Origin of the sequence: Methylophaga sp., assembly GCF_965655755.1 — a bacterium.
Classification (GTDB): Bacteria; Pseudomonadota; Gammaproteobacteria; order Nitrosococcales; family Methylophagaceae; genus Methylophaga.
On sequence record NZ_CBFHHW010000011.1, the window covers coordinates 1 to 26,511 of the forward strand.

The 26,511-nt window shown below is 46.3% G+C and carries 23 protein-coding genes and 2 tRNA genes; 16 read left to right on the plus strand and 9 right to left on the minus strand.

Translation table 11 applies throughout. The features are described from left to right. Nucleotides 1–1,143 (minus strand): oxygen-independent coproporphyrinogen III oxidase (gene hemN / locus ACTF5U_RS05365; protein ID WP_438970613.1); only part of this gene is annotated, 1,143 nt, incomplete at its 3' end. Between the two features lie 83 nt (nt 1,144–1,226). Further along, a complete protein-coding gene (locus tag ACTF5U_RS05370) occupies nt 1,227–1,898 on the minus strand; it encodes a TIGR00730 family Rossman fold protein (protein WP_438970614.1) in 672 nt (223 codons plus the stop codon). A gap of 171 nt (nt 1,899–2,069) precedes the next feature. Here ACTF5U_RS05370 and purD point away from each other — a divergent pair, with 171 nt between their 5' ends. The 3 genes from purD to hemF are packed head-to-tail and all read left to right on the plus strand — an operon-like array spanning nt 2,070 to nt 4,880. Further along, nucleotides 2,070–3,368 (plus strand): phosphoribosylamine--glycine ligase, encoded by a 1,299-nt coding sequence (gene purD, locus ACTF5U_RS05375; RefSeq protein ID WP_438970615.1) that lies wholly within the window; start codon nt 2,070–2,072, stop codon nt 3,366–3,368. 49 nt (nt 3,369–3,417) lie between these two features. Then, nucleotides 3,418–3,972: an L-threonylcarbamoyladenylate synthase gene (locus tag ACTF5U_RS05380; RefSeq protein ID WP_438970616.1), complete on the plus strand. Its 555-nt coding sequence runs from the start codon at nt 3,418–3,420 to the stop codon at nt 3,970–3,972. Next, nucleotides 3,969–4,880 (plus strand): oxygen-dependent coproporphyrinogen oxidase, encoded by a 912-nt coding sequence (hemF, locus tag ACTF5U_RS05385; RefSeq protein WP_438970617.1) that lies wholly within the window; start codon nt 3,969–3,971, stop codon nt 4,878–4,880. Before ACTF5U_RS05380 ends, hemF begins: the two co-directional genes overlap by 4 nt. 56 nt (nt 4,881–4,936) lie before the next feature. Here hemF and ACTF5U_RS05390 read toward each other — a convergent pair whose 3' ends face one another. The 3 genes from ACTF5U_RS05390 to hemA form a co-directional block, all read right to left on the minus strand. Continuing rightward, nucleotides 4,937–5,545, minus strand: a complete 609-nt coding sequence (locus ACTF5U_RS05390) for a CBS domain-containing protein (RefSeq protein WP_438970618.1) — start codon at nt 5,543–5,545, stop codon at nt 4,937–4,939. A gap of 475 nt (nt 5,546–6,020) precedes the next feature. Beyond that, nucleotides 6,021–7,109 (minus strand): peptide chain release factor 1, encoded by a 1,089-nt coding sequence (gene prfA / locus ACTF5U_RS05395; protein WP_438970619.1) that lies wholly within the window; start codon nt 7,107–7,109, stop codon nt 6,021–6,023. Next, entirely contained in the window at nt 7,106–8,365 is a 1,260-nt protein-coding gene (gene hemA, locus ACTF5U_RS05400) for a glutamyl-tRNA reductase (protein WP_438970620.1), read from the minus strand. The genes prfA and hemA overlap by 4 nt, the downstream gene beginning before the upstream one ends. Before the next feature lie 118 nt (nt 8,366–8,483). Between hemA and ACTF5U_RS05405 the strand changes: the two genes are divergently transcribed. The 11 genes from ACTF5U_RS05405 to ACTF5U_RS05455 all read left to right on the plus strand — a co-directional run bounded on the left by ACTF5U_RS05405 (nt 8,484) and on the right by ACTF5U_RS05455 (nt 16,600). Further along, the gene (locus tag ACTF5U_RS05405) at nt 8,484–9,704 is read left to right on the plus strand and encodes a tetratricopeptide repeat protein (RefSeq protein WP_438970621.1); all 1,221 of its coding nucleotides are present in this window, start codon (nt 8,484–8,486) and stop codon (nt 9,702–9,704) included. Further along, nucleotides 9,701–10,276 (plus strand): tetratricopeptide repeat protein, encoded by a 576-nt coding sequence (locus ACTF5U_RS05410; protein ID WP_438970622.1) that lies wholly within the window; start codon nt 9,701–9,703, stop codon nt 10,274–10,276. Before ACTF5U_RS05405 ends, ACTF5U_RS05410 begins: the two co-directional genes overlap by 4 nt. Continuing rightward, entirely contained in the window at nt 10,273–10,872 is a 600-nt protein-coding gene (lolB, locus tag ACTF5U_RS05415; protein ID WP_438970623.1) for a lipoprotein insertase outer membrane protein LolB, read from the plus strand. The genes ACTF5U_RS05410 and lolB overlap by 4 nt, the downstream gene beginning before the upstream one ends. After that, the gene (ispE, locus tag ACTF5U_RS05420; RefSeq protein ID WP_438970624.1) at nt 10,869–11,726 is read left to right on the plus strand and encodes a 4-(cytidine 5'-diphospho)-2-C-methyl-D-erythritol kinase; all 858 of its coding nucleotides are present in this window, start codon (nt 10,869–10,871) and stop codon (nt 11,724–11,726) included. The genes lolB and ispE overlap by 4 nt, the downstream gene beginning before the upstream one ends. A gap of 22 nt (nt 11,727–11,748) precedes the next feature. Continuing rightward, nucleotides 11,749–11,823: transfer RNA gene (locus ACTF5U_RS05425), tRNA-Gln, on the plus strand. A gap of 90 nt (nt 11,824–11,913) precedes the next feature. Further along, nucleotides 11,914–12,849 (plus strand): ribose-phosphate diphosphokinase, encoded by a 936-nt coding sequence (locus ACTF5U_RS05430; protein ID WP_438970625.1) that lies wholly within the window; start codon nt 11,914–11,916, stop codon nt 12,847–12,849. A 106-nt stretch (nt 12,850–12,955) separates the two neighbouring features. Continuing rightward, on the plus strand, nt 12,956–13,654 hold the full coding sequence (locus ACTF5U_RS05435) for a 50S ribosomal protein L25/general stress protein Ctc (RefSeq protein WP_438970626.1): 699 nt from the start codon (nt 12,956–12,958) through the stop codon (nt 13,652–13,654). A gap of 23 nt (nt 13,655–13,677) precedes the next feature. Beyond that, the gene (gene pth / locus ACTF5U_RS05440) at nt 13,678–14,250 is read left to right on the plus strand and encodes an aminoacyl-tRNA hydrolase (protein ID WP_438970627.1); all 573 of its coding nucleotides are present in this window, start codon (nt 13,678–13,680) and stop codon (nt 14,248–14,250) included. A 9-nt stretch (nt 14,251–14,259) separates the two neighbouring features. Continuing rightward, nucleotides 14,260–15,351, plus strand: coding sequence for a redox-regulated ATPase YchF (gene ychF / locus ACTF5U_RS05445; protein WP_438970628.1), 1,092 nt, complete (start codon nt 14,260–14,262; stop codon nt 15,349–15,351). Between the two features lie 52 nt (nt 15,352–15,403). Continuing rightward, a complete protein-coding gene (locus ACTF5U_RS05450; RefSeq protein WP_438970629.1) occupies nt 15,404–16,462 on the plus strand; it encodes a phospholipase A in 1,059 nt (352 codons plus the stop codon). A 61-nt stretch (nt 16,463–16,523) separates the two neighbouring features. Then, nucleotides 16,524–16,600: transfer RNA gene (locus ACTF5U_RS05455), tRNA-Met, on the plus strand. Between the two features lie 79 nt (nt 16,601–16,679). Here ACTF5U_RS05455 and ACTF5U_RS05460 read toward each other — a convergent pair. The 4 genes from ACTF5U_RS05460 to ACTF5U_RS05475 form a co-directional block, all read right to left on the minus strand. After that, on the minus strand, nt 16,680–20,924 hold the full coding sequence (locus ACTF5U_RS05460) for an EAL domain-containing protein (protein ID WP_438970630.1): 4,245 nt from the start codon (nt 20,922–20,924) through the stop codon (nt 16,680–16,682). A gap of 94 nt (nt 20,925–21,018) precedes the next feature. Continuing rightward, nucleotides 21,019–22,587: a hypothetical protein gene (locus tag ACTF5U_RS05465; RefSeq protein ID WP_438970631.1), complete on the minus strand. Its 1,569-nt coding sequence runs from the start codon at nt 22,585–22,587 to the stop codon at nt 21,019–21,021. Between the two features lie 131 nt (nt 22,588–22,718). Continuing rightward, a complete protein-coding gene (trmL, locus tag ACTF5U_RS05470; RefSeq protein ID WP_438970632.1) occupies nt 22,719–23,189 on the minus strand; it encodes a tRNA (uridine(34)/cytosine(34)/5-carboxymethylaminomethyluridine(34)-2'-O)-methyltransferase TrmL in 471 nt (156 codons plus the stop codon). A gap of 6 nt (nt 23,190–23,195) precedes the next feature. Beyond that, nucleotides 23,196–24,776, minus strand: a complete 1,581-nt coding sequence (locus ACTF5U_RS05475; RefSeq protein ID WP_438970633.1) for a LysM peptidoglycan-binding domain-containing protein — start codon at nt 24,774–24,776, stop codon at nt 23,196–23,198. Nucleotides 24,777–24,852: 76 nt separating this feature from the next. Here ACTF5U_RS05475 and ACTF5U_RS05480 point away from each other — a divergent pair, with 76 nt between their 5' ends. Further along, nucleotides 24,853–25,644, plus strand: a complete 792-nt coding sequence (locus ACTF5U_RS05480) for a hypothetical protein (RefSeq protein WP_438970634.1) — start codon at nt 24,853–24,855, stop codon at nt 25,642–25,644. A gap of 15 nt (nt 25,645–25,659) precedes the next feature. Continuing rightward, nucleotides 25,660–26,499: a mechanosensitive ion channel family protein gene (locus tag ACTF5U_RS05485; protein WP_438970635.1), complete on the plus strand. Its 840-nt coding sequence runs from the start codon at nt 25,660–25,662 to the stop codon at nt 26,497–26,499. The last annotated feature ends 12 nt before the right edge of the window (nt 26,500–26,511 follow it).

Sequence of the window (26,511 nt, forward strand, 5' to 3'; positions counted from 1 at the left end):
AAGCTGGCTGATGATGTCACGCCGCACTATGTCATCGTCATCCAGTTCTACCCCCTGAAATACCGGCAACGTGTCTGAGGCAATAGCCGTGTCATATTCCGATAAGGTTTTGACGTTCTGAAAATAGCCGTCACCGATGTTGCTGATTGACGTTATGCCGAAACCAATCAAATCACATTCAGCGTGAGTGGAGTAGCCCTGAAAATTACGATAGAGCTTTTGCTGCTGTTGTGCGATGGTCAGCTCATCATCCGGTTTAGCAAAATGATCCATGCCGATATAGACATAACCTGCAGCCGTGAGCTTCTCGATAGTGTGTTGCAGAATAGCCAACTTGACCTGAGCGCTCGGTATAGCTTCTTGCTTGATTTGACGCTGTACCTTGAAGCGCTCTGGAAGATGGGCGTAATTAAATACGGATAAACGCTCTGGCGCGGCATCAATGACCTTATCTAAGGTCTCATCAAACCCTGCCACGGTCTGATGCGGCAAGCCGTATATCAAATCCAGACTGATACTGCGGAAGCCTTCCCGGCGTGCTGCATCCAGGACGCCAAACGTTTCTTCTTCTGTCTGAATTCGGTTGACGGCTTTTTGCACCTCTGGGTTAAAGTCTTGTAGACCAAGACTCAGTCGATTAAAGCCTATTTCGCGGAGGACGGCGATTGTCTCAGAATCAGCTTCACGCGGGTCCACTTCTATCGAAAACTCACCATTCGCGTCATCAGCTAAATTAAAATACTGACGGGTAACAGCCATCAATTCACGCATTTGCTGGTGACTGATAAATGTCGGCGTGCCACCACCCCAATGCAATTGCTCAACAACGCGGTCATTATCAAATAAGGCACTTTGCAACGCTATTTCCCGATGCAAATTCTGCAGGTAAGGCTCGGCGTGGGCACGGTTTTTGGTGATAATTTTATTACAGGCACAGTAATAACAGACGGTGTCACAAAAAGGTAGATGAAAGTATAAAGACAGAGGGCCACCGCGCTGATTGGACAGGGCGATATGCTCTCTAAGTATCTCGTCAGTCACACCTTCATGGAATTCTAATGCGGTCGGGTAGGAAGTGTAACGCGGCCCCGCTTTGTTATAACGTTGTATCAGATCGGCATTGAAGTTTACGGATGTGGTCATGATTGTACCTTGCTCAAATTTTGAGCAATTATAGCGATTAAGTACCTGAATTTTTTATCTATTGTGGGATCAATTGATTTGGATCAAATCTTCGAACGTTGCTCATCAGGCGACTGTTTGGCAATGCTGTCTGAATGCGCCTGAATCACAGAAAGAATTTCCTCGGTGCTATCCACTATACGAAACAAGAACATGTCAGTTGGTTCAATACATCCAAGCTCTGTTACCTCCCTTTTGAGCCAGTCGATCAATCCTTGCCAAAAATCTGAGCCATACAGAATGACAGGGAAATGACGTATTTTCTGGGTTTGAATCAACGTCAGCGCCTCGAAAAACTCATCTAACGTGCCGAAGCCGCCTGGAAATACGATGTAACCAATCGAGTATTTAACAAACATGAGCTTGCGGACAAAGAAGTAGCGAAAACTGAGACGCATATCTTGATTAGGGTTTGCTACCTGTTCATGTGGTAACTCAATGTTGAGCCCGACAGATTTTGAGCCTTGTTTGAATGCCCCTTCATTAGCTGCTCCCATAATGCCGGGGCCGCCGCCTGTAATAACAGAAAAGCCAGCTTTTGAAAGAGACTCACTAACCTCCTTCGCTGCTGCATAATAGGGTGAGTCAGCAGTGAGACGAGCACTACCAAAAACGGATACAGCTGGACCAAGATCGTTCAGAGTTTCAATGCCGTCGATGAGTTCACCTTGAATGCGGAATACGCGCCAAGCTTCCGAAGTTTTGAGATCTTCCATATGTTCACGCTACCTTTATCAAGTCCAGAGCCAAAGATAAATAAAACCCTGAGTCATTGCAATTAACTGAACCAAGCCTGTTTTAAGCTATTACCCAGGCTCATATTTTGTTTAGAAATCAGGTCATCTACGGTATGATAAACGGCTTTTCAGCATACTCGGCGAAGATTTATGAAAGTACTTGTCATTGGTGGTGGTGGCCGCGAACACGCGCTTGCCTGGAAACTGGCTCAATCACCTAAAAGCACAGAAGTTTTTGTGGCGCCCGGTAATCCCGGTACAGCAAATGAAGCCAATATCAGCAATGTTGATATTCAGGTCGAAAATATTGATGGTCTTGTGTCTTTTGCCAAAGACAACGACATTGCGTTAACAGTGGTGGGTCCGGAAGTGCCTTTAGTGATGGGCGTTGTTGACGCCTTTGAAGCAGCAGGTTTACGTTGCTTTGGTCCGAGCAAAGCCGCGGCTGAGTTGGAAGCTTCAAAAAGTTTTACTAAAGACTTTCTGGCACGTCATAAAATTCCCACTGCTGATTATCAGGTATTTACCGAAGTCGAGCCTGCAAAAGCTTACATTGAGCAGCAGGGTGCACCCATCGTGGTTAAAGCCGATGGTTTAGCTGCGGGTAAAGGCGTTATTGTCGCCGAAACAGAACAACAGGCCATTGAAGCAGTTGAGGATATGTTATCTGGCAATGCCTTTGGCGACGCCGGTCATCGCGTTGTGATTGAAGAGTTCATGGTGGGCGAGGAAGCTAGCTTTATTGTGATGGTTGATGGTGAAAATATTTTGCCATTGGCCACATCTCAGGATCATAAAGCACGCGACAATGGTGATAAAGGCCCGAATACCGGAGGTATGGGCGCTTATTCACCGGCACCGGTTGTGACTGAAACGGTGTATCAGCGCATTATGGAGCTGGTGATTGAGCCTACTGTAAAAGGTATGGCAGCTGACGGCAGACCCTATACGGGTTTCCTCTATGCGGGGCTGATGATTGATGATGCGGGTCAACCTAAAGTAGTTGAATATAATTGCCGTTTTGGTGATCCGGAAACCCAGCCTATTGTGATGCGCTTGAAGTCAGATTTGGTTGAAATGTGTGAAGCCGCATTAGATAAACGGCTCGGTGACGCTCAAGTGGAATGGGATCGTCGCGCAGCAGTAGGCGTGGTGATGGCGGCTGGAGGCTATCCCGGTGCCTATGAGAAAGGCGATGTTATTTCAGGTGTTGCGAATGCAGAATCAAACGGTAATAAAGTCTTTCATGCCGGCACCGCATTCAATGAAGGTGATGTCGTAACGGCTGGCGGTCGCGTTTTATGTGTGACAGCTCTGGGAGAAACAGTGGCTGAAGCACAAGCTAACGCATACCAGTCTTTAGAAAAAATAAGCTGGAAAGACGCTTATTACCGGACTGATATTGCCTATCGTGCAGTTGCTCGGGAACAGGAAACGAGCCAGGCTTAAACAGCGATCAGTTGTTCTTTAAAACCTTACCTTTAGCTGCGAGGACATAATGACAACGACAAGCTGGCGGATACGAGAAGCCGTTAGAACACTGAACATGGGCGGTACCATTGCTTATCCCACTGAGGCTGTTTTCGGTGTCGGTTGCGACCCCTGGGATCAGGAAGCTGTGCTTGACTTGCTGGAGATAAAACAAAGGCCCTGGACCAAAGGTCTTATTCTTATTGCGTCCGACTTTAATCAGTTGCAAGCATTCATAGAGCCGGTTTCATCAGCATTGTTGAAACAGTTGCAGCAATCCTGGCCGGGCCCGGTGACATGGTTATTACCGGCCCGGGCTGAAGTGCCAGTTTATCTGACAGGCATGCATAACAGCATAGCTGTGAGGGTTACGGCGCATTCTCAAGCAAGAGCACTTTGTGACGCATTCGGCGGCGCAATTGTCTCTACCAGCGCCAATATCACCGGGCTTAAACCAGCCAAAAATGTACATCAGGTGCGATGGCAGTTGCCCGGCATTGATTATGTTTTACCGGGTGCTTTGGGAGGTGCTGATAAACCCAGTCAGATCCGGGATGGAATAAGTGGAGATATTATAAGGTGAGTCAACCGGATATTACCGCAGTTCGTGAATACCTACTTACGCTGCAAGACACTATTTGTCATGCACTTGAAAAAATAGATGGTGAAGCTAAGTTTGAACTTGATGCCTGGCAGCGAGAGGCTGGTGGTGGCGGTCGCACTCGCGTATTAAATAACGGTGGTGTGTTTGAACAGGGTGGTGTCAATTTCTCTGAGGTCAGTGGCGATAATATGCCGCCTTCAGCAACGGCCAGTCGCCCGGAACTTGCAGGACGCAGCTTCAGGGCGATGGGCGTGTCTCTTGTTATTCATCCGAAAAACCCCTATGTGCCCACGTCACATGCCAATGTGCGTTTTTTCATTGCCGAAAAAGAGGGTGAAGCACCTATCTGGTGGTTTGGAGGTGGTTACGATCTCACACCTTACTATGGTAATGAGGAGGATGTCAGGCATTGGCACTCAGAGGCAAAAGCAGCGTGCGCGCCATTTGGGGACGATGTCTACCCTCGTTTCAAACAATGGTGCGATGAGTATTTTTACCTTAAACACCGTGATGAGTGTCGGGGTGTGGGGGGCTTATTCTTTGATGATTTGAATGAGTGGGGCTTTGAACGCTGTTTTGCCTTTATGCAATCAGTCGGAGACAGCTACATGAAAGCGTATGCCCCGATTGTCAGAAAACGCATGCATGAAGCCTATGGCGAACAAGAGCGTGATTTCCAACTCTATCGTCGTGGCCGATATGTTGAATTTAATTTGGTCTATGACCGCGGTACCTTATTTGGTCTGCAGTCAGGTGGACGTACCGAGTCTATTTTGATGTCGTTGCCACCCCTGGTGCAATGGCGATACAACTGGCAACCTGAGCCGGGTTCGGCAGAAGCCCGTTTATACACAGACTTTCTGCCGCCACGGGATTGGATTGAATAATATTATGGACAAGGCCTGATTATGGTTTTAATCAAGCCTTGTCCTTTTCCACTGATTTACTTATTCATGGCATGAAACTGCTCTGAGGGACTGAAAGGAAGGTCCATGCCATTCACCGCTTTGAAGATGTCAACAAACGTGGTTGGCGTGGCGATCTCCACCGGTATATGTAATCGTCTTGCAATGTCTGATGCGGAAATAATGCCACGTATTTGATGTTGTTCGGTATCAACAACCAGACAATGTAATGTGCCATTTTTCTGTAATGCATCGAGCACGTCATCAATGGTGGCGTCAACGAGTTGCTGATAATGAACGACCTTTTGCTGAGAGCGGGGAATCATCAGATCACGAACACTGATATCCGCACGATCCACACCTTGATTCTGCAGTATCTGAATATATTGCTCATTAAGCTCTTGCAGGCTAATGGTACCAATTAACTCCCTATCTTTATCAACAACGAGTTTGAGCCGAACATGTGCTTTTTTCATTAGGTAATCTGCTTGCATTGCAGGTGTATCAGCATCAATGACTAAAGGTAGATGTTGTTTAAAGTCTGTAAAAATGGTCAATGCAGGTGAAGCGGTGGTGATTTCGTTAAAATCTTCAGGTTGAACCAGGTGTTCGACATTATCTAATGGTGTTAAAAGAATTTTTTTCATCATAAGCTCCTGAAAGCTATTCGCTAAATGATATGACTTGCGATTTCGGCAAGTCAGCGATTTGAGAGGTTACGCAGGAATGTATGATGAATGCGGTGGGGCTCTTATCTCGACATAGCGATAACTTTGGAGTGGGACTGTGCATGGTTTGAAAATGGAGATTGCAGTCCAGTTAAAAACCGGTTCAAGCCCCTCCAACGAAGGAGGAATAATGGTGTCATCGTCATAAAATATTGCTGTTAAATCAGACCTGGAAGAGGAGGTCTGCAGTTCAATGTTCTCTCTTACTGGTAGTTGTGTATCAGAGAAAGTGACATCAGAACTGGCTAACAAAACAATTAGACAGAGAATAGTTAAAATATTCGTTCTCGAACCCTCCCCGTTGAGGCGATAAATTCCACTGTATGAGGAGATGACAACTATTGTCGTTAAGCGTTTTATCTGTCGGGTATGAAACCGAATATCAGCAGGGAGTTTAGTTTTCTCCCGAAAGTAAGGCTAACTGATCGGCTTGGTATTCATTAATCAGTGGCTCGATCACCTGATCCAGATCACCCTCAACAATCTCACTCAACTTATATAATGTCAGATTGATACGGTGATCGGATATACGACCTTGTGGGTAGTTATAAGTACGTATCCGTTCACTGCGATCACCACTACCGACAAGGGACTTACGGGTTTCAGCCTGTTCGGTTTCCTGCTTGTGTACTTGCTCAGCCATAATCCGTGATTGCAGCACTGACATAGCTTTAGCTCGGTTCTTATGTTGTGATCGTTCTTCCTGACACTCAACCACAATGCCTGTGGGTATGTGAGTGATACGAATAGCGGAGTCAGTTTTGTTCACGTGCTGACCACCGGCACCGGATGCCCGGAAAGTATCTACCCGAATATCAGCTGGATTGATATCGACGGCATCTATCTCATCTACTTCGGGCAAAATCGCGACGGTACATGCTGAGGTATGGATTCGCCCTTGAGACTCGGTTTCTGGCACACGCTGTACCCGGTGGGCCCCGGATTCAAATTTAAGCCGCGAGTAGGCGCCTTCACCAGCAATCCGACAGATTATTTCTTTGTAGCCACCATGTTCGCCTTCCTGGGCATTGATGACTTCTACTTTCCAGCGTCTTACTTCGGCATATTTGCTGTACATTCTGAAAAGATCACCTGAAAAAATGGCCGCTTCATCACCACCGGTTCCAGCACGAATTTCCAGGAAAATATTACGTTGGTCATTCGGATCTTTCGGCAATAACAATTTTTGAAGGTCGAGTTCCAGGGCTTCTTGTTTTTCTTCAGCCTGATGGAGTTCTTCTCGTGCCATCTCTTGCATTTCAGCATCGTCTTCTTCCAGCATCAGTCTGGAATCCTTAATGGCTGTTAATGTGTTGAGATAAGCTGTGAAATTGTTGACAACGGGCTCTAACTGCGCATATTCCTGCGATAAGGTGCGGAATTTATTCTGATCGGCCATGGTTTCCGGATCAGCTAGCAGCCCCGCGATTTCCTCGTGACGGTCAACGAGTGACTCCAGTTTAAGTTTGATCGATTCTTTCACTTTTGATCCTTGATATTAAACAGACGGCGGGCTGATTCCAGCAATTGGCCATCTTCATCAAATCCCGACTGACGCAGTTGCCGACTAGGTTCATGTAGCAATTTGTTGGTCAGACTTCGGGCCAGTTCTGCCATGGCCTGCTCCGGAGCAATACCTTGCTCAATTTGTCTAAGTGCTTTTTGAAGTGCGTCTTTACTCATCCCTTCTGCACTGTCACGTATGGCTCGAATTATTGGGACAGCATCTTGAGTTCGAAGCCAGGCGACAAAATGTTCAACCTGTGACTCAATGATTTCTTCAGCCTGTAATGCGGCATCACGTCGCGACTGCAAATTTTCTTCGATAATCTCTTTTAAATCATCCACACAGTAAAGATAAATATCTTCTAACTGACCCACCTCAGCTTCGATATCCCTTGGTACAGCGATATCGACCATGAAGATGGGTTTACGTTTTCGTTGTCTTAATGCGCGTTCAACGGCTCCTTTGCCCAAAATAGGAAGCTGACTGGCTGTAGAGCTAATGACAATATCAGCTTCGGCAAGGTGGACCGGTAATTCACTCAGGCTGATGGCGTAACCATCGACCTGAGTTGCAAGATTATGCGCTTTTTCGACGGTGCGATTAGCAATGATCAGACGCTTGATACCATTGTCGAATAAGTGTCTGGCTGCTAATTCGATGGTATCGCCAGCACCGACTAATAAAGCGGTTGAGTCGGACAGATTACTGAAAATTTGTTTGGCCAGACTCACAGCGGCGAAGGCAACGGAAACAGGACTGTTGCCGATAGCGGTATCAGTTCGTACCTGTTTCGCAACGGCAAAGGCATGCTGGAACAATCGACCGAGAGATTTGCCGAGCGTATCGGCATTGAGTGATTGACTGTAGGCATCTTTGAGTTGCCCTAGAATTTGCGGCTCGCCCAATACCATTGAGTCGAGCCCGCATGCCACCCTTAATAGATGACGAATCGCATCATCAGAATGATAGTGATAAAGATAAGGTGTGATAGCACCGTCTTGTTGCTGGTGGAATTGATGCAACCAAGACAATATCTCGTTGTCAGAATCATCGTCGAGACAGCAGTATATCTCTGTGCGGTTGCAAGTCGATAAAATCACGACCTCAAGCACAGATTCTTGCTGTTGTAGGGCAGATAATGCTGCCGGAAGTACAGTGGCATCAAAAGCAAACAGCTCGCGGATGTGCACGGGAGCCGTGTTATGGTTGATGCCGTAGGTGACAAGGTGCATATTGAGATAATGTCGTATTTAAATGCTGGTAAACTTTACAGCCGTAATTTCAGTCGTCTGGTGTTTGATAAATTCAATACACCATTCTATCAAAATCAAACGTTCAGGTCGTTTTAATATGGATTCAATGCAATCATTCTGGAAAAATACCGGTGAGCTCCTGAAACGCGTTGGTTTAGTTGGCATGCCGCTATTTCTTCTGGCATGCGCTTCTTCCCCCGCGCAGCAGACTTCTTCACCCGAACAGCCAGCCAAGACTGAAATGGCTGAGGAAGTAGCCGAAGTCCAGACTGAACCCGATAAAAAAACTGAGCCCAGCATTCCACTCACCCCCGAACTGATTTATTACATTTTAACCGCTGAAGTGGCGGGACAGCGTGGTGAGATTGGTGCGGCAGTTGATCTCTACCACCGTGCAGCAGAAATGGTTGATTCACCCAAGCTGGCCAGTCGTAGCGCTCAGGTTGCCAGTGTCTCACGTGACAAATCACGTATCGGAAGAGCTTTGGATCGCTGGGTGCAGGTGGAACCTGACGAAGCCGATGTATACATTATGCAGGCTCCTTTTCTGATGCTGGAGGAGGACTTTGATGGTGTTGTAAAGGTCACCAATAAAGCACTGGCTTTGGAGCCGGAAAAAGCCGAGCAATACTTGGCCAGAGTGTCTGATAATCTGACCGATGTGGCATCAGCTGAACAGGCGCTGGGTACGATAGAACAGCTGGATTTGTATCAGCAGAATGCGCCTGAAGCACAGTTTGCTTACGCACGCTTAGCCGCATTCTATAAACAATATGACAAGGCGCTCGCTGAGTTATCACCCTTGTTAGACGCTGAACCTCGTAATCAGGACTATCTGATCCTGAAAGCGGACATTCTGCAACGCATGGGGCGTCCTGATGAGGGGTTGGCGATTATTGCAAAAGCCGCCAAGCATAAAGATGCCTCGAATGAGCTGCGCTTTACTTACGGAAAATTACTCGGTGATAGCGGCGACACAGACAAAGCGCGCGACGTATTTGAAACATTACATGCTGAGTCACCGACCAATCGTGATGTTTTGTTTGCGCTTGGCTTGATAGCACTGGAAGAACAAAACGGTCAAGAAGCAAAATCCTACTTCAGTCAATTACTCAAGCAGGGTGATCCGACTCAGCAAGCGGCTTATTTTATGGGGCTGTCAGAGCAAATGAGCGGTAATCTTGATGCAGCGCTGGTTTGGTTTGCATCCGTGCCGGTTCAGAGCAATCGTTTTGATAATGCACAGAATAATTACATCAATATCCTGCTCGAGCGCGTGGTGAGCTCGATAAGGCTCGTCAACATCTGGCCGCAATGAGACAGGATTTACCAGAACAGGCGTTACAGTATTTCCTGTTTGAAGCTAGCTTGCTTCGAGAAGCGGATCAAAGTCAGGCGGCATTTGATCTGTTGACTGATGCTATGAAGCAATATCCACAAAGCCAGGAGCTACGATACAGTAGAGCGATGATTGCCGAATCCATCAATAAGCTGGAAGTCCTGGAATCGGATCTGCGTTGGATTATTGAAAAAGATCCAGATAATGCGCAGGCTCTCAACGCACTGGGTTACACATTGACGGATCGTACAGACCGTCACCAGGAAGCACTGGTCATGATCCAGCGCGCTTTAGAGCTGAAACCAGGAGATCCTTTTTATCTCGACAGCCTGGGGTGGGTGTATTACCGCCTGGGCGAGTTGGATAAAGCTGAAAAATATCTGCGTGAAGCGCTGGAAGTGCAACCGGATGTTGAGTTTATTGCTCACCTGGGTGAAGTCCTCTGGGAAAAAGGCAAAAAAGTCGAAGCAAAGAAAATCTGGCAACAGGGTTTACAAAAAGATGCTGACAATCGTTTACTACGCGAAACGATGAACAGGTATGGCATATGAAGAAACTGCTGTTATTAGGTTTGCTTGTTCTGGTTTCAGGGTGTGCTCCGGTCTGGCAACAAAAGACCACAGAGAGTCCGGATGCATTGTGGCAGCAACGACTTACGCAACAGGAACAGTTGAATAACTGGGCTTTTAAAGGTCGCACGGCGATCACGCAGGGCAATGAAGGCTGGAATGCCGGTATAAGATGGGAAGAGCAAGACCAAGACTTTTACATTAAATTGTACGGCCCATTTTCTCAGGGTGGTGTCGAATTGAAGGGTGACAAGCATGAAGTCACTTTGACATTGGATGATGGCGAGACGATGACCGCTGCCACACCTGAGCAATTACTGGTGGAAACAATAGGCTGGTTGTTACCGGTCAGCGCCCTGCGTGACTGGGTGCGTGGAGTGCCATACTCCAAAGTCGAGGTTGATCATAAGCAGTTAGATGAGAAGGGCCGTCTTACATTGCTGGAACAGGGCGGCTGGACGATTGAATTTCTGCGTTATATGCCATTTGAAACTTACTCTATGCCCTCTAAAGTCTTCATCAAACATCCCGATCTTAGTGTCAGATTGGTTGTGTCTGACTGGAGTCGACCGAAGTGACCAGCTGGCCCGCGCCAGCCAAACTGAATTTGTTTTTGCATATCACGGGGCGCCGGGAAAATGGCTACCACGAATTGCAGACCGCTTTTCAGTTCCTGGATTATGGTGATAGCCTCGAATTCGAAATTACCCCCTCATCCGAGTTGAGGTTGCGTGACTCCATGTCAGGCGTCAATGATGATGACAACCTTATTCTGCGCGCTGCGAATTTATTGCAGAAACACACGGGGACTAATCAAGGTGCCATCATCGCGGTGACGAAACGGTTGCCCATGGGCGGAGGATTAGGTGGCGGAAGCTCCAACGCTGCGACGACTTTAGTCGCCTTGAATGCGCTTTGGCAATGTGGCTTAGAGACGCCGGAATTAGCGCATCTAGGCTTGCAATTAGGCGCAGATGTGCCTGTTTTTGTGGCCGGGAAAGCGGCCTGGGCAGAAGGGGTGGGAGAGCGGTTTACACCGATAACTCCCGAAGAACCTTGGTTTGCCGTAATCAAGCCTGATTGTCATGTCTCAACCGCTGAAATATTTTCATCTCCGGAATTGACACGGGACTGTGAACCCATCACAATATCGCGCTTCCTTTCGGGGGAAGGCAGAAACGTCTGCGAAGATGTAGTGAAAAAGCATTACCCTGCAGTTGCGAAGGCATTAAATTGGTTGGCACATTACGCCACGCCGAGAATGACTGGAACAGGTGCCTGTGTTTTTGCTGAGTTTGATGATCAGCGACAGGCACAACAAGTAGTGAATGACCTCCCTACCAACTGGCATGGTTTTGTGGCCAAAGGTATCAATAGGTCACCACTCGCCGCAAAAGCTTTGATTTTTAATGAGCCAGATGTGACTGCATGATGTTAGAATGAGTTTTTATAGTTGGGGTATCGCCAAGTGGTAAGGCAACGGGTTTTGATCCCGTCATTCCCAGGTTCGAATCCTGGTACCCCAGCCACTCTTTTCTTTTTTTTATAGAAAACTCGGCGCCTCTACCGTGACACAAAATCGACTCCTCCAGTTACAGCAAAGATCAGCCGACAGCCGCATGATGGTATTTACCGGCAATGCCAATCGCAGGCTGGCTCAAAATATTGTTAACTTTCTCAATATTACCATCGGCAAAGCGACCGTTGAACAATTCAGCGATGGCGAAGTAATGGTTGAGATTCTCGATAACGTACGTGGGAAAGACGTCTTTATCGTTCAACCGACTTGCATGCCTACTAACGATAACCTGATGGAGTTGATGGTGATGACCGACGCGATTCGTCGCGCGTCTGCCAAACGTATTACGCTAGTGGTACCATACTTTGGTTATTCACGTCAGGATCGCCGTCCTCGCTCAGCCCGTGTTGCAATCACGGCAAAGGTTGTGGCCAATATGCTGAATGGCGTAGGTGCCGATCGTGTTTTGACCGTTGATTTGCACGCCGACCAGATTCAGGGCTTTTTTGATTGTCCTGTGGATAACGTCTACGCATCACCCGTGTTACTGGGTGATATCTGGAAGCATAAATACCAAGACCTGGTTGTTGTTTCGCCAGATGTGGGTGGTGTGGTTCGTGCGCGTGCTTTAGCAAAACATTTGGATGTGGAACTGGCGATCATTGATAAGCGCCGTCCTCGGGCCAATGAAGCCAAAGTCATGAATATTATCGGTGACGTGAGTGGACGAACCTGTGTTCTGATTGATGACATGGTTGATACAGCGGGTACCTTGTGCGCTGCAGCTGATGCGTTGAAAGAGCATGGCGCCAACAAAGTGGTAGCGTATTCAACACATCCGGTTTTATCGGGACCGGCGATTGATAATATTTCCAGCTCACAATTAGATGAAGTGGTGGTGACCGATACTATTCCGCTTCAACCCCACGCCGAGGCGTGTGACAAAATTCGCGTGCTCAGCATTGCTGAAATGCTGGCCGAAGCGATGTACCGAATTAGTAACGAGGAGTCAGTAAGCTCCTTGTATATGGATTAGCCGGTTTAACTGGCTTTTACGTGCCGAACCTGGTCGCGGGGAGGCGCTCTAGCCGCCTTTTAGGCGGTATTTTTTATGAACGAAAGTTCATGTTTTGGAGAAAAAAATGGAAAATTTATTTGAAGTACAAGCTGAAGCGCGTACTGATGAGGGGAAAGGTGCGAGCCGCCGCCTTCGTCATGCGGGTCAAATCCCAGCTGTTGTTTATGGTGCAGGTAAAGAGCCTGTATCAATTTCTATTAATCACAACCAGTTTCTGCGTCATCTGGATGAAGAAGCATTTTATGCACACATCCTGACTCTGGATATCGCTGGTAAGAAAGATCAGGTTGTATTGAAAGATCTGCAACGTCATCCTGCAAACGATAATAAAATTATTCATGCTGACTTTCTGCGTATTGATGCTAAACATGAAATGACAATGACTGTACCAGTTCACTTCCTGGGCGAAGAAATTGCACCAGGTGTGAAGGACGGTGGTCAGGTTTCACACATGATTACTGAAGTTGAAATTGCATGTTTGCCAAAAGATCTGCCTGAATATATCGAAGCAGATATTTCTGGTCTGGAAATGGACGGCAGTCTTCACCTGACAGAGCTTGCTCTGCCTAAAGGTGTGAGCCTGACAGCGTTGACACATCATCAAGATGAAGATCTGGAAGAAGGTGAGCGTTCTACTTACGACCAAGCTGTTGCGAGCATTCATATGCCACGCGTACAGGAAGTCGAGGAAGACGAAGATGAAGACGTTGATTCTGCTGAAGATACAGCAGCAGAAGGTGACGACGAAGCAACTGAAGAGTAATTCAGTCGAGTTTGGGGTGTTGAATGGCTAGCTGGATCATCGCTGGACTGGGCAACCCAGGCTCACAATATGAAAGAACCCGGCATAATGTCGGGTTCTGGCTACTGGACCAGCTGGCTCGGGAGTTAGGGGGGAACTTTACTGTTCAGAACCGATTCCATGGCCAGTTGGTTCAGTGCTCTTTAGACGAGCATAAAGTCTATCTTCTAAAGCCATTGACCTTTATGAACCGCAGCGGACAGTCTGTGGCGGCATTGGCGAACTTTTATAAAATTCCCCTGCAAAATGTTTTTGTTGTGCATGATGAGCTCGATCTTGAGCCCGGTGTTGTCCGGCTTAAGCGCGAAGGCGGTCATGGTGGCCATAATGGCCTCCGAGATATCATTGCCCAGGCTGGGGGAAAGAATTTTTTGCGTTGTCGATTAGGTATAGGCCATCCGGGTCATAGCAAATTGGTATCGGATTATGTGCTCAGTAAACCGTCACCTAGCGATCGTCAGCAAATCGAAACTGCCATCGATAACGTATTACAGATATTGCCGGAAGTTTTGTCAGATAAACTCGACAAAGCAATGAACTGGCTCCACTCACAATAGGATATTTTCATGGGATTCAAGTGCGGTATTGTTGGTTTGCCGAATGTGGGTAAATCCACCTTGTTTAACGCGTTGACTGAGGCGGGTATTGATGCCCAAAACTACCCGTTTTGCACGATTGAACCCAATGTTGGCATCGTGCCGGTGCCGGATCCACGCATGGATAAGCTGGCAGCGATAGTTAGCCCGGAACGGGTACTGCCTACTACGATGGAATTTGTCGATATCGCCGGCTTGGTTGAGGGTGCATCAAAAGGCGAGGGATTGGGCAACAAATTCCTGGCGAACATTCGTGAAACGGATGCTATTGCCCACGTGGTACGTTGTTTTGAAGATGAAAATGTCGTCCATGTTGCCGGTAAAGTGTCTCCGCTTGATGATATCGAAGTGATTAACACAGAACTTGCTCTGGCTGATTTAGAAAGTGTCGAGAAAGCGCTTACCAAAACCAGTCGTGACGCCAAAAGTGGTGATAAAACGGCTAAAGCGCGCCTTGAATTACTCAATAAAATGCGGGAGCATTTAGATAGCGGACAGCCGGTCAGAGCAATGGATTTGGATAAAGATCAAGCCGCCTTGGTGTATGACCTACACTTGCTGACAATCAAACCGACGATGTACATCGCAAACGTCTCAGAAGATGGATTCGAGAATAATCCTGCGCTGGAAGCGGTTCAGCAGCTGGCTGAACGGGAAAATGCGATTGTGGTATCGATTTGTGCCTCGATTGAATCTGAAATCGCTGATCTGGAAGAAGATGAAAAAGCTGATTTTCTGGCGGAACTTGGTCAGGAAGAGCCGGGTCTCAATCGTGTCATTCGCAGTGGCTATCAACTGTTGGGATTGCATACCTACTTTACTGCAGGTGTGAAAGAAGTGCGTGCCTGGACCGTTAAGTTGGGTGCGACAGCACCTGAAGGTGCTGGTGTTATTCACACGGATTTCCAGAAAGGCTTTATCCGTGCTGAAGTTGTCAGTTATGACGATTATGTTCAGTTTAATGGTGAACAGGGTGCTAAAGATGCTGGTAAATGGCGTCTGGAAGGCAAGGAGTACATCATCAAAGATGGTGATGTGATGCATTTCCGTTTCAACGTTTAACATTCTGGTATAACTGAACAGCCCAAGCGAGTCATCCTTTTAGGACTATATTATGAAAAGCATGATACCTACGCTGCTTCTGACAGCGTTTTGGTGGCCTTTTGCAGTTCAGTCTCAGGAAAGTCTGAATGAATGTATGTTGACTCAAATGTCGACGGCAGATGACACTGTGACCGTTGGAGCTATTCGCGATTATTGCCTGGGGACGCAAGAACAAGCCGCTACTGACAAAGAGACGCTCAGTAGCGGTTACGCAACAGAATCCTTTGACATTGAAATGTCTGAAACAGGCGAGGTCAGAACAAAAGATAAATCCGCCCTTTCACGACGTCAGTTCCTAGAGAAGAAAGAAGCACGTAATCCCTTTGTCTTGCTGCCTCATAAGCCCAATTACATCATTCTCAGCAATAATATGTCTTCGCCCAATCAGACGCCGTTTGAGCAAGATGATCCTAATGAGGATTTTCGTTTTCAGCCGTGGGAAACAAAATTTCAGGTCAGCCTCAAGTCTCCTATTGCCTATGGGCTTTTTAATGGTCGTGCGGACCTGTTTGTCGCCTACACAAACCGTTCTTTCTGGCAGCAATTTAACAAAGAAGGATCGGCTCCTTTTCGCGATTCCAATCATGAACCGGAAGCCTGGTTAGCCTTTAAAAATGATTTTGAGTTTTTCGGTATCAAAAATTCATTAATCCGAACCGGCTTTTCGCATCAATCTAATGGCCAGTCTGGTCAGCTTTCCCGAAGCTGGAATCGGGTTTATGCAGACTTTGTTCTTGAGCACGGTAACTGGTATTACTCTTTTAAACCGTGGTTACGCGTTGCTGAGTCTTATGATAACGATGATAACCCCGATATTGATGAATATATGGGTAACTTTGAACTCAGCGCTTTGTACAAAGCGGGCGACCACAATCTCGATGTGATGGTGAGAAATAATCTCGATTTTGGTGAGAATTATGGGGCTATTCAGCTCGGTTGGAGTTTCCCCTTAACTGATAACATGCGAGGTTATGTTCAGTGGTTTAATGGTTACGGTGAAAGCCTGATTGACTACAATGCCCATAGTAACAGTATCGGTTTCGGTATCCAGTTCAGTGACTGGCTATAAAAAGGGCTTTAAGTCTTGATATTAAGTCAGCGTTATCGTATTATGGCGCGCTTCAATAGATGGCTATGTAGCTCAGTTGGTTAGAGCACATCACTCATAATGATGGGGTCCCTAGTTCGAATCTAGGCATAGCCACCACATCCTTTTCCGCAGAAAGACCTCTCAAATAATACATTCTGACATTAAGTTAATGCGATAGGAAACAGCTTGATGAAGGTCAGATTGAGCTTTGTTCAAATTCCTGTAATAACGTCTCAATGGTTTGGAAGCGCTGCTGCAAGCCCTTAATCCCTTTTTCATCAACATCCTTGAAGCCCTCTTGAAACTGATATTTCAAGCTATTGGCTTCATGGTAGAGCTCGGTATAGGCCAGCTTAATATTTTCTCGCCACACTTTATTGAAGAGATTTTGCTTTCTTGCCTGTTCGAGCCAATGCATAAAATGGCTTTTCTTATGATTTATCAACGGCCAATGATCGACTTTATCCGGATCAGATTGCAGGTTGAGTACGATTTGGTCCAGCCAATGTTTTCCTTGTAAACGCATTAATTTGATGATGGTTTGCTCAGCATTCAAGCTGGTTTGGGCATGTTCCAGCCATTGTTGATTTGGTTGGTATTCAGAAAGCCACTGCGTACATTCTTTTGCTGGCATGGGTTTAGCAATGACATAGCCTTGCGCCATTTCACAGCCCATCGTCATCAGCATCAGACCATGTTCAACAGTTTCCACTCCTTCGGCGATGACTTGATGATGGAATGCCTGTGTTAAGCCAATAACACCATCAATAATCGTGTAGTCATTAGGATCGTCAATAATATCGCGAACAAAGCTCTGATCAATTTTAACCACATCAACCGGCAGATGACGTAAATGCGTCAATGACGAGTAGCCGGTACCAAAATCATCCAGCGAAATACGGATACCTAGAACATTACGACACGTATTGATGATGTTTGAGATATTGTTGATATCGCTTAGGACACTGCTTTCCAGGATCTCTAACTGCAGTAAATTGGCCGGCACTTTAGGATGTCTTCTCAGAACATGCTCTATTTGTTCAAAGAAGCCTTGCCACTGCAGATGGTGTGAGGAAATATTGATGCTGATTTCCATTTCAATACCATCTTCCAGCCATATATCCAATTGTTGCAACGCATGCTCGATAACCCAGTTCCCCACATGAATTTCAAGCTCTGTACCTTGAATGGCCGGCAGAAACCGTCCTGGCAATACGAGACCATGCTCAGGATGGTTCCAGCGAATCAAGGCTTCGACACCAATGACCTTGCCGGTACGCATATTTACTTTAGGCTGAAAATATAAAACCAGTTGGTCAGCCTTGAGTGCATCCTGCATCGCTTTGAACTGGTTTTGTTTCTGACTGATTTGTTGATCATGCAACGCATCGAACATATGGTGGCGGCGTCTTCCTCCCAATTTCGCCTGATACATGGCCTGATCGGCATGGCGTAACAGTGTGTCGGCATCGGCCTTATCCAGGGGATAGATAGTGATACCAAGGCTGGCACTCAGACTCAGGGTATCATCGTCCACGTTATACGGTAACTCGATTGCATGTCGGATACGGTTTATCAGGCGCTCACAGTGGCTTATTGAGCTGATATCATTCAGCAGCAAGACAAACTCATCGCCCCCCAGACGTGAAGCGGTGTCATCTTCACGAATGCTGGCTTTAATGCGTTGAGCTATTTCTATCAATAATTGATCACCGACATCATGCCCATAACGGTCGTTAACCGGTTTAAAACCATCCAAATCAAGGAATACTACGGCGAGCAGGCTGTTAGTTCGATTACTGTGAGCAATTGCTTGATTAAAACGATCGGCAAATAAGGTTCTGTTGGGAAGCTGCGTGAGCATATCGTAGTGAGCCATCATCTCCAGAGCTTGTTGTTGTTCTTTGCTCTGAGTGATATCAGAAAACAGACCAAGATAATGCAGTGTTTCACCGTGCTCATCGACCAAGGTGGAGATTGTCAATAATTCAGCGAAGAGCTGACCATTTTTGTTGATATTCCAGATTTCACCCTGCCAGTGACCGTTCTCTTCCAGACTTGTCCACATTTCCTGAAAGAACACACGACTGTGTTTGTCCGATCGTAAAAAAGAAGGGTTTTTATTCAATACTTCTTCCCGGCTGTATCCGGTGATTTCTGAGAATGCCGGATTGACATCGACAATTAGGCCTTTGGCGTCAGTGATGAGGATGCCTTCATGTGCCTGATTAAATACACGACCAGACATTTTCAAGCGTTCTTCAGCGAGTTTGCGGTCACTGATATCGTAAAGAATGACTAATGTATGTTTATCTGCTTCAGTATCAACTTGTGTAGCGTTACAAATAACGGAGCGTTTGCTGCCGTCTTTACATACGACATCACCTTCCACGGCATTGAAATAGTGATTTTCTGAATCTGAGTGCTGAGTGTGTTGTTGCCATTTATCCTGAATGTTTTCACGATAGGTTTTGTCGGGAAAAGCTCTATGCCACCAGTGTTTTAAGGTCGGAATATCAGCAATGGTATAACCAAAGGTATCGTTGAACGCCTGATTCAGATAAATGACCTGCCCCAGATGATCCAGAATGCCTTGTGGAATGGGTGAGGCATTCAATACATCGCGCAGTTTTTCTTCACTTTCAGCTAATGCCTGACGTGATTGTTTGAGGCGATAAATCCAGAAGCTGAATAATAGAAACAGCAGCGTCACTGCGGTAAAAATTTTAATGAGTGTCTCAAGTTTTGGACCAGTGTTTACGCTCAACCCTAACCATTGATCTTCAATTTCTTTACGTTCAGCTTCGCTCAGGTTGTTCAACACCATATTAATAGCAGCGAGTAGTTCCGGATTCGATTTATGCACTCCAATACGATAAGCGGTGGTGTCTGGCGTCTGGCCTGCAAACTGCAGGTTTAACAGGTCATTTTTTTTCACTGCATAGTTAGCATAAGCGGCATCACCGATATAGGCATCGGCTTCACCTGCCGCCACTTTCTCTAAAGCCTGCTCGGTACTATCGGCCGCTAATAATGTGATTTCAGGATAGTCCGAACGCAATGTTTCATGAGTGAAATACCCCTTTTCTACGGCAACGGTTTTTCCTTTGAGGTTGTCCAGTGAGCCCACATAGCCATTACGGTTAGCATTCACTATAACGATTGGATTGGACACATATGGTTCGGTAAAACTTAAATGCTCTTCACGTTTGTCTGTTTGGTTAAGGCAAGACAGCATATCCAGCTCACCTTCTTCCGCCATGCGCATAATTTCATGCCATGGTTTGTCATGCACAATCTCGAATGTGACGCCCAGCTTCTCTTCGAGTAAGCGAATATAATCTGCGGCTAAGCCGACATAGTCGCCGTCTTCGTTTATCCATTCATAGGGGGCGAAGTCACGATCAATACCAACACGGATAACAGGATTTTCGGACAACCATCGATCAACGTCAGCAGATAAGATTGTTTCAGATTTGCGGTAGACAAAATGACTGAGTGTTTTATCTGAAATGGTGGGAGCAACATCCAATTTGGTATACAAATCGGCTATTCGACGAAGTCGGGGAGTGTTCAGCGTGCCGAGTGGAATGACCTCAGGCACAATGAGTTTTCGGGTTTCACGCGCTTCATAACGTAGTTGTTCAATACTAAGAGTGCTGCCGTATTGATTCTTGATAATCTGAATGATTTCTTCGGGATGCTCAAGTGCGTATTCCCAACCCTTGAGAGAAGCCTGAAGCATTCGTTCTGCGCGGCCCGGATGATTTTTCAGCTCTCTGACACTGCTGAAAAGCAGGTCTCCATAAAAATCAAAGCCGTAGTTATGCGGGTTGATAATATTAATTTCTTCACCGCTCTGCCTGATAGAGTAGGGCTGATCGGTAATATAGCCTGACATCACATCGACTTTGCCACTGATCAGATTTTCAATACCAAAATCCTGTGGTACAACGGTAATATCGCTGAGTTCTAGGCCTGCATCATCCAGCAATATTCTGAGCACCGCATCATTGCCAGTAGTGGCATCAAACATGACGCGCTTTCCGGCGATTTCATAGGGACTGACAATGCCTGATTCAGCCTTACTTATGAACACCAACGCATCATGTTGGAATATGGCTGCCAATGCCTTAATCGGGGTACCGTTTGCATAGTGTGCATAAATACCCATACCGCCAATGCCATAGTGGGCATGACTCTCAACAACTTCATCAATAACGTTGATATCAGGGGTGCGTTGTTTGATGGTGACATCAAGCCCCACATCGCGATAAAAGCCTTTCTCTTTAGCCGCAATATAACCAGCAAACTGAAATTGATACAGCCATTTCAGCTGCAGTGTGACGGGTTCGAGAGGTTGTTGCCCAGCTTGTTGTTGATTTGCCAGCACAACAAATGGCATCAACAAAATGAACAATAATAGAAGAAGTCGACGCATAAAGAGGGGATCTAGTTCATGAAAGAATGGATGATAGCAGTATTAGGGCTAAGGTCCATGCAGAGAATGATTTTTTGAGAAATAGGCGACATACTTATACAGGAGAGTCTTTGAATGTGAAGCGCTCGAAGCTATCATTGTGTTCCAGTAACGTCTCAGGCTGTACTGTAAAGTTAAACCGTTTTTTGCCCGTTTTTATCACCAGGTTTGAGAAGGATTCAAACACACCCGCTGCGGTAATGAGAGATGCGGGCTGATGATGCAGCCCGTTCTCTCGGATCAAAAAGGCAGGTGCTTTGCTTGTTCCTTCTTCGTTTGAAAAAGAGACGGGAATGGGATCGCCAGCAATAAATTTAAGGCCTATTTTGGTTTGCTGAAAATCGTTGGTGCGCAACCATCGAATTGAAGCCAGCTTCAGGATCAACTTTTGACCAGGATTCGTCTGTTCCAGTATGCCAACAAAATCACCGATTTTCAGATCGTGAGCTTGTGACACTTTACGTTTTTCTACCAGATATCCATAACTATTTTTATTGAGTACATCCCAAGCTGAATTGAGCCAAGGATCGTCAATCACCGGCACTTTACCTACTTGGGTCAAGGTATGGTGTATAGCGTTCAGCCCTGCACTTATAAAGGTTTTATCGTTACCTTCAAGTTTAACGCGCGGTTGCTTACGCTGATAGGACGTATTAAGGAATGGGACGATCTGTTTAAGTAAACGGATATTATCTGCCGCAGAGTGAGCTTCACCCTGCCCGTTAGCTTGCTCAAATAAACTATCCACTCGATTCAGAATAGCCTTTGTATCCAACACCAGTGTAGGCGGACGGCGGTTATCATCTGTGACCGGTAATATGGCTGCTGAAGGTGTTCGATCGCTCATGCAGTTGATATAGAAATGACCTGCCAGTGGCTTACTCTCTTTTGGAAGCGGCATAATGGTGGCGGCAGATGCCAATTGAAGCATCAGGTTGTAGCAACGCAGAATATCACCACTTTCCTGGCCATAAGGATTACTGATGCTGACCAGCATCATCTGACTGTAGCGATGTTTAACAGAGAACTCAGCCTTGAACTGCATGTTAACAAAAGGTGGTTTATCAGCAATACCCGCTCCTTCAGTGAGCATGTAAAGCTGATGTAATTCAATGAACACCCGACTGGGGATAGTCCGGTAGAATTTGTAGGCATGTAAGACAAGGTAGCTCAGTTGTTCACAGGCTCGATAAATAGCCATATGAGCAAGCGGATTGAGTTTGAGGTTGTCCCCTTTCTTATCGGCTTCTACCACTACAATTTTGTAACCGTTAGCGAGCTCAGTCAGCACCTCACTCATATCAGTGATGAGTTTGAAACGTATCTCAGGATCTTTGACGAGTTTCTGCAGTTTGGGGATAGTGAGTCCGAATAAGACTTTGTTGAATGGCTCACGGTAGATATCAAGAAGTCTGATTCGGTCTTTATGGCTGACTTCGTTGCTGTTAAAACGCCGGAGTGCGTCTAAGTAGTGCTGAGTGAACTCAATGGGCTTGTTAGATGGTAAGCGTTTAATCCAATGCTGGAGTAAATCCTCATTAAGCTCAATATTACCAAGTTCTGAGCGCTCAGTCGGTATGGCCAGACTGAGAGATGGCATATTGGCAGGCATTGGAAAGCTCATGACATACGGTTATCTATTCAGCCAAATTCGACAGGGTTAAAAAGAGTATCCCTCAATCATAATCTAGCTGCATCTAATGGACAATGAACCAAGTCAGATTATTAGGAAGTTATCGCAGTAAAAGCTGTTTACTAAGAAGTAATCGCGCCAGGGAAACCTAATTGCTGCCATGCTTGATAGAGGATGATGCCGGTGGCGTTAGACAGGTTCAGACTTCGACTGTCTGCCAGCATAGGTATGCGGATTTTGAATTCGTCAGCTAGGCCGTCTAGTACCAATTCAGGTAAGCCGCGTGATTCGGGACCAAATAATAAAATATCTTCATCCTGATAATGGACTTCGTGATGATGTTGCCGAGCCTTGGTTGTACAGGCAAATACACGTCTATGTTGTTGCCACGACTGAAACTGAAAAAGGTCATGATGGATTTTCAGATTGGCAAATTCGTGATAATCGAGTCCGGCACGTCGCAGACGTTTATCATCCAAAGCAAAGCCTAACGGTTCAATGAGATGTAATTGCGCTCCCGTATTGGCACAGAGTCGAATAATGTTACCGGTATTGGGGGGGATTTCCGGTTCAAACAGCGCTATGTGTAACACGTCTGATCAGGTTTCATCCAGGTACAGGGTCAGGTTTTGTCCTGGCTGTAAAAGAGTACGATCACTCAGACCATTCCACTCACGTACTTGAGCCACGCTGACATTGAACCTGCGTGAAATAGCCCACAATGAATCACCATCGCGGATAGTATAGTTCACAGATTTTGTTTGAGTTTCATGGGTCCAGATCACCAGTTTTTGACCAGGCTGCAGAACAGCGTTATTGGACTTTTTGTTCCATTGGGTCAATGTCGGCACATCCGTATCGTATTCTCGCGCAATGTCCCACCAGGTATCACCCGTTTTAACCGTGTAGGTTTTTTTCTGGCCATTGTCTTTTAAATTTTGTTCGGTCTGATTCGCAGCTAGAATGGTCGAGTGCTGCGGTGATGCCGGAATCAATAAGTGACTGCCCGCCCGAATATTATTACCGTGTAGATTGTTAGCCTGTTTTATCACGCTGACAGTGGTGTCATAACGTTGAGCAATAACGCTGAGAGATTCGCCACGCTGTATTTGATGTCGCGCCCATTTTACCCGCTGTTGAGCTGGCATGGCGGCTAAAGCAAGCTTGAATTGTTCCACTTTTGTCAGCGGTAGCACCAATTCATGAGGGCCATCCGGTGCTGTCGCCCAACGGTTAAAGGCTGGGTTTAGGATATAGAGTTGGTCTTTCGTCAGCCCAGCCATTTTTGCAGCTTTGGCGAGATCAATCTGTGATCCCACGTTGACCGAGGTCAGATAAGGTGCATTCTCGACCGGACTCAGGCTCAGTTCATATCGCTCGGGATATTTGAATAGATGACTGACAGCCATCAGTTTGGGCACATAAGCTGAGGTTTCTCTGGGTAAGTCAAGAGACCAGAAGTCGGTAGGCTCGCCTTTCGCTTCATTACGTCTGATGGCTCGGCCAACCGTACCTTCGCCACAATTGTAAGCTGCCAGAGCAAGTTGCCAGTCACCAAAATCAGTATGTAATTTTTCAAGATAATCCAGAGCGGCACGTGTGGATTGAATCACATCCCGCCGTCCGTCATACCACCAGTTCTGTTTTAAACCGTAAAGTTTGCCTGTGCCGGGAATAAACTGCCATAACCCGGCAGCATGGCTTTTTGAGTAAGCGTAAGGCTTAAACCCACTTTCAACTACGGGTAACAAAGCAATTTCCATCGGCATATCACGCTTCTGGATTTCTTCAACAATATGATAGATATAAGGACGTGCTCTTTCGATGACCCGGGAGACATGTTCGGGATGATCGATGAACCAGCGTAGATGTCTTTCTGTATCGGGATGCAATTGCTGGTAGTCTGAGATCATAAAACCACTACGAACTCTTTGCCAGATATCGGTTATGGGTAATGTTGGTGCTTTAGCCTGGGGAGTGTTAGCGGGGCGGGTGTTGTTTTCCTGATCTTGCTGAGTGCTCTGCTGCGAGTGAGCGTAATTATTCTGCGCCAAGGAAGCCGGTGGCGTTTTTGGGGAAAGGGACGGCTCAGCGACCTTTTCAGGTGAGCTACTACACGATGCGACAAGCAACACAATCAGTGAAACCAGCGCTGATTTGATCAGATCACGAATTTGCATATTCGGGCTATTATAGGGAAGGTTTTTAAGTATGTCTTTGTCTCGTTAAAAATTTAGTCACATTACTATGTCAGAAATGAAACAGAATTGGTGGGGAACAATTGATTTCTCGGAAGGCGACCAGCGTTTTCTTCGCTGTGCTGACTTGTGTCTGCAACTTCACTCTCAACCCAATCAGTGGTGGCTTGGCTATGAATTACAGACGGCAGTTAATCAGTTTGAACCTGAAAATGAACTGTACGCTGAGGAGCAGGAGACGAAGCCGCTAGAGAATCAGCAACGCTTTGTTTTTGCAGAGTTACCGAACAAATTCATTGTGCAACCTGCTCTCGCTGACAGACCGGTAGTATGCCGTCCGTTGGTGACGGTGACGTTGTTACCGTTTCAGGAGGTGTCGTTGTTTGTCTGTTTGCCATTGTGGGTGCAATTGTTTGCTGTAGATGAAAAAAAGCCCTTGGTGGATATTGCGACAGCAAGGGTGTGTGATTCCTGGTTTGGACCCAATACCCGTGAAGGGGTGATTAGTTATGGCTCTCAGGTCACAGAACAGTTGGATGTTAAACCCATCGTGAACAACAAATCACGTGCGGCAATCGAGGTTCGTATTCAAAATCAGTCCGATCATATACTGACTCTGGACAAAATCAGTGTACCAGCACCCAACTTGACGCTTTATGCCGATAATCAAGGTCAGTTCTGGACACCACGAATTACGTTGGTCAGACGCGACAATGAAGATGCAATTCTCAGCATAGATGATGTGATGAGTAGTGGATTAGATGAGGCGGCATTGACCAAAGTGTGTGATGCCCGAGAGGATATTGGACGCAGTAAAATTACCAAAGCAATTTCTGCTTTATTTGGTTAATCAACGGTAAGCAATATGGAACAATGGCTGACAAAAATTGATAGTGGCTTGGTGTTATCTGTCATTGAAGCGCTGGTGTATTTTCTCATCGGACTTATTCTGGCCCGAATGGCCAGTCGTGGTGTACGTCAATGGAGTAAAAACCGCTTCGATATACATCAGCAACTGTTAATGTCACGTATTACGTCCTATTTAGTGTTGTTGGTATTTGTTGTTATGGGCCTGAATGCCATCGGCTTTAACCTGGGTGTTTTGATTGGCGCTGCCGGGATATTGTCTGTAGCGATTGGCTTTGCTTCTCAGACCTCGGCATCAAACATAATCAGTGGGCTATTTTTGGTTGCTGAAAGGCCTTTTTCAGTGGGCGATTTGATTCGGATTGGCACCACTACCGGCGAGGTTCTATCTATCGATTTGTTATCCGTGAAGTTGCGTACCTTTGATAATCTTTTTGTTCGTATCCCCAATGAAACATTGATTAAATCTGAAGTCACCACGCTGACACGTTTCCCGATTCGCCGGATTGACCTGGTTATTGGAGTGGCCTACAAAGAAGATATCAAACGCGTACGTGCTGTGCTGGAAGCTGTCGCAGCGGACAATCTGCTTTGTCTGGATGAACCCAAACCGATTTTTATATTTCTTGGTTTTGGTGAATCTTCGCTGGATATGCAATTTTCTGTATGGGTGAAGCGCGAGAACTTCCTTGATTTGAAAAACAGCATTCATGAGGAAATCAAAGAAGCCTTTGACAAAGAGGGGATTGAAATCCCCTTCCCACACCGCTCCTTGTATACGGGCTCAGTGACTGAACCTTTCCCCATCCGTGTGGTAGATGAACGGGAAAATCCATAAACGCAATAAAAC

Bases quoted from the DNA above. Each gene is read 5' to 3' on its own strand.
- ACTF5U_RS05370 (WP_438970614.1), bottom strand. From the start codon at position 1,898: ATGGAAGATCTCAAAACTTCGGAAGCTTGGCGCGTATTCCGCATTCAA.
- purD (WP_438970615.1), top strand. From the start codon at position 2,070: ATGAAAGTACTTGTCATTGGTGGTGGTGGCCGCGAACACGCGCTTGCC.
- ACTF5U_RS05380 (WP_438970616.1), top strand. From the start codon at position 3,418: ATGACAACGACAAGCTGGCGGATACGAGAAGCCGTTAGAACACTGAAC.
- ACTF5U_RS05390 (WP_438970618.1), bottom strand. From the start codon at position 5,545: ATGAAAAAAATTCTTTTAACACCATTAGATAATGTCGAACACCTGGTT.
- hemA (WP_438970620.1), bottom strand. From the start codon at position 8,365: ATGCACCTTGTCACCTACGGCATCAACCATAACACGGCTCCCGTGCAC.
- ACTF5U_RS05405 (WP_438970621.1), top strand. From the start codon at position 8,484: ATGGATTCAATGCAATCATTCTGGAAAAATACCGGTGAGCTCCTGAAA.
- ACTF5U_RS05410 (WP_438970622.1), top strand. From the start codon at position 9,701: ATGAGACAGGATTTACCAGAACAGGCGTTACAGTATTTCCTGTTTGAA.
- lolB (WP_438970623.1), top strand. From the start codon at position 10,273: ATGAAGAAACTGCTGTTATTAGGTTTGCTTGTTCTGGTTTCAGGGTGT.
- ACTF5U_RS05430 (WP_438970625.1), top strand. From the start codon at position 11,914: ATGATGGTATTTACCGGCAATGCCAATCGCAGGCTGGCTCAAAATATT.
- ACTF5U_RS05435 (WP_438970626.1), top strand. From the start codon at position 12,956: ATGGAAAATTTATTTGAAGTACAAGCTGAAGCGCGTACTGATGAGGGG.
- pth (WP_438970627.1), top strand. From the start codon at position 13,678: ATGGCTAGCTGGATCATCGCTGGACTGGGCAACCCAGGCTCACAATAT.
- ychF (WP_438970628.1), top strand. From the start codon at position 14,260: ATGGGATTCAAGTGCGGTATTGTTGGTTTGCCGAATGTGGGTAAATCC.
- ACTF5U_RS05450 (WP_438970629.1), top strand. From the start codon at position 15,404: ATGAAAAGCATGATACCTACGCTGCTTCTGACAGCGTTTTGGTGGCCT.
- ACTF5U_RS05460 (WP_438970630.1), bottom strand. From the start codon at position 20,924: ATGCGTCGACTTCTTCTATTATTGTTCATTTTGTTGATGCCATTTGTT.
- ACTF5U_RS05465 (WP_438970631.1), bottom strand. From the start codon at position 22,587: ATGAGCTTTCCAATGCCTGCCAATATGCCATCTCTCAGTCTGGCCATA.
- ACTF5U_RS05475 (WP_438970633.1), bottom strand. From the start codon at position 24,776: ATGCAAATTCGTGATCTGATCAAATCAGCGCTGGTTTCACTGATTGTG.
- ACTF5U_RS05480 (WP_438970634.1), top strand. From the start codon at position 24,853: ATGAAACAGAATTGGTGGGGAACAATTGATTTCTCGGAAGGCGACCAG.
- ACTF5U_RS05485 (WP_438970635.1), top strand. From the start codon at position 25,660: ATGGAACAATGGCTGACAAAAATTGATAGTGGCTTGGTGTTATCTGTC.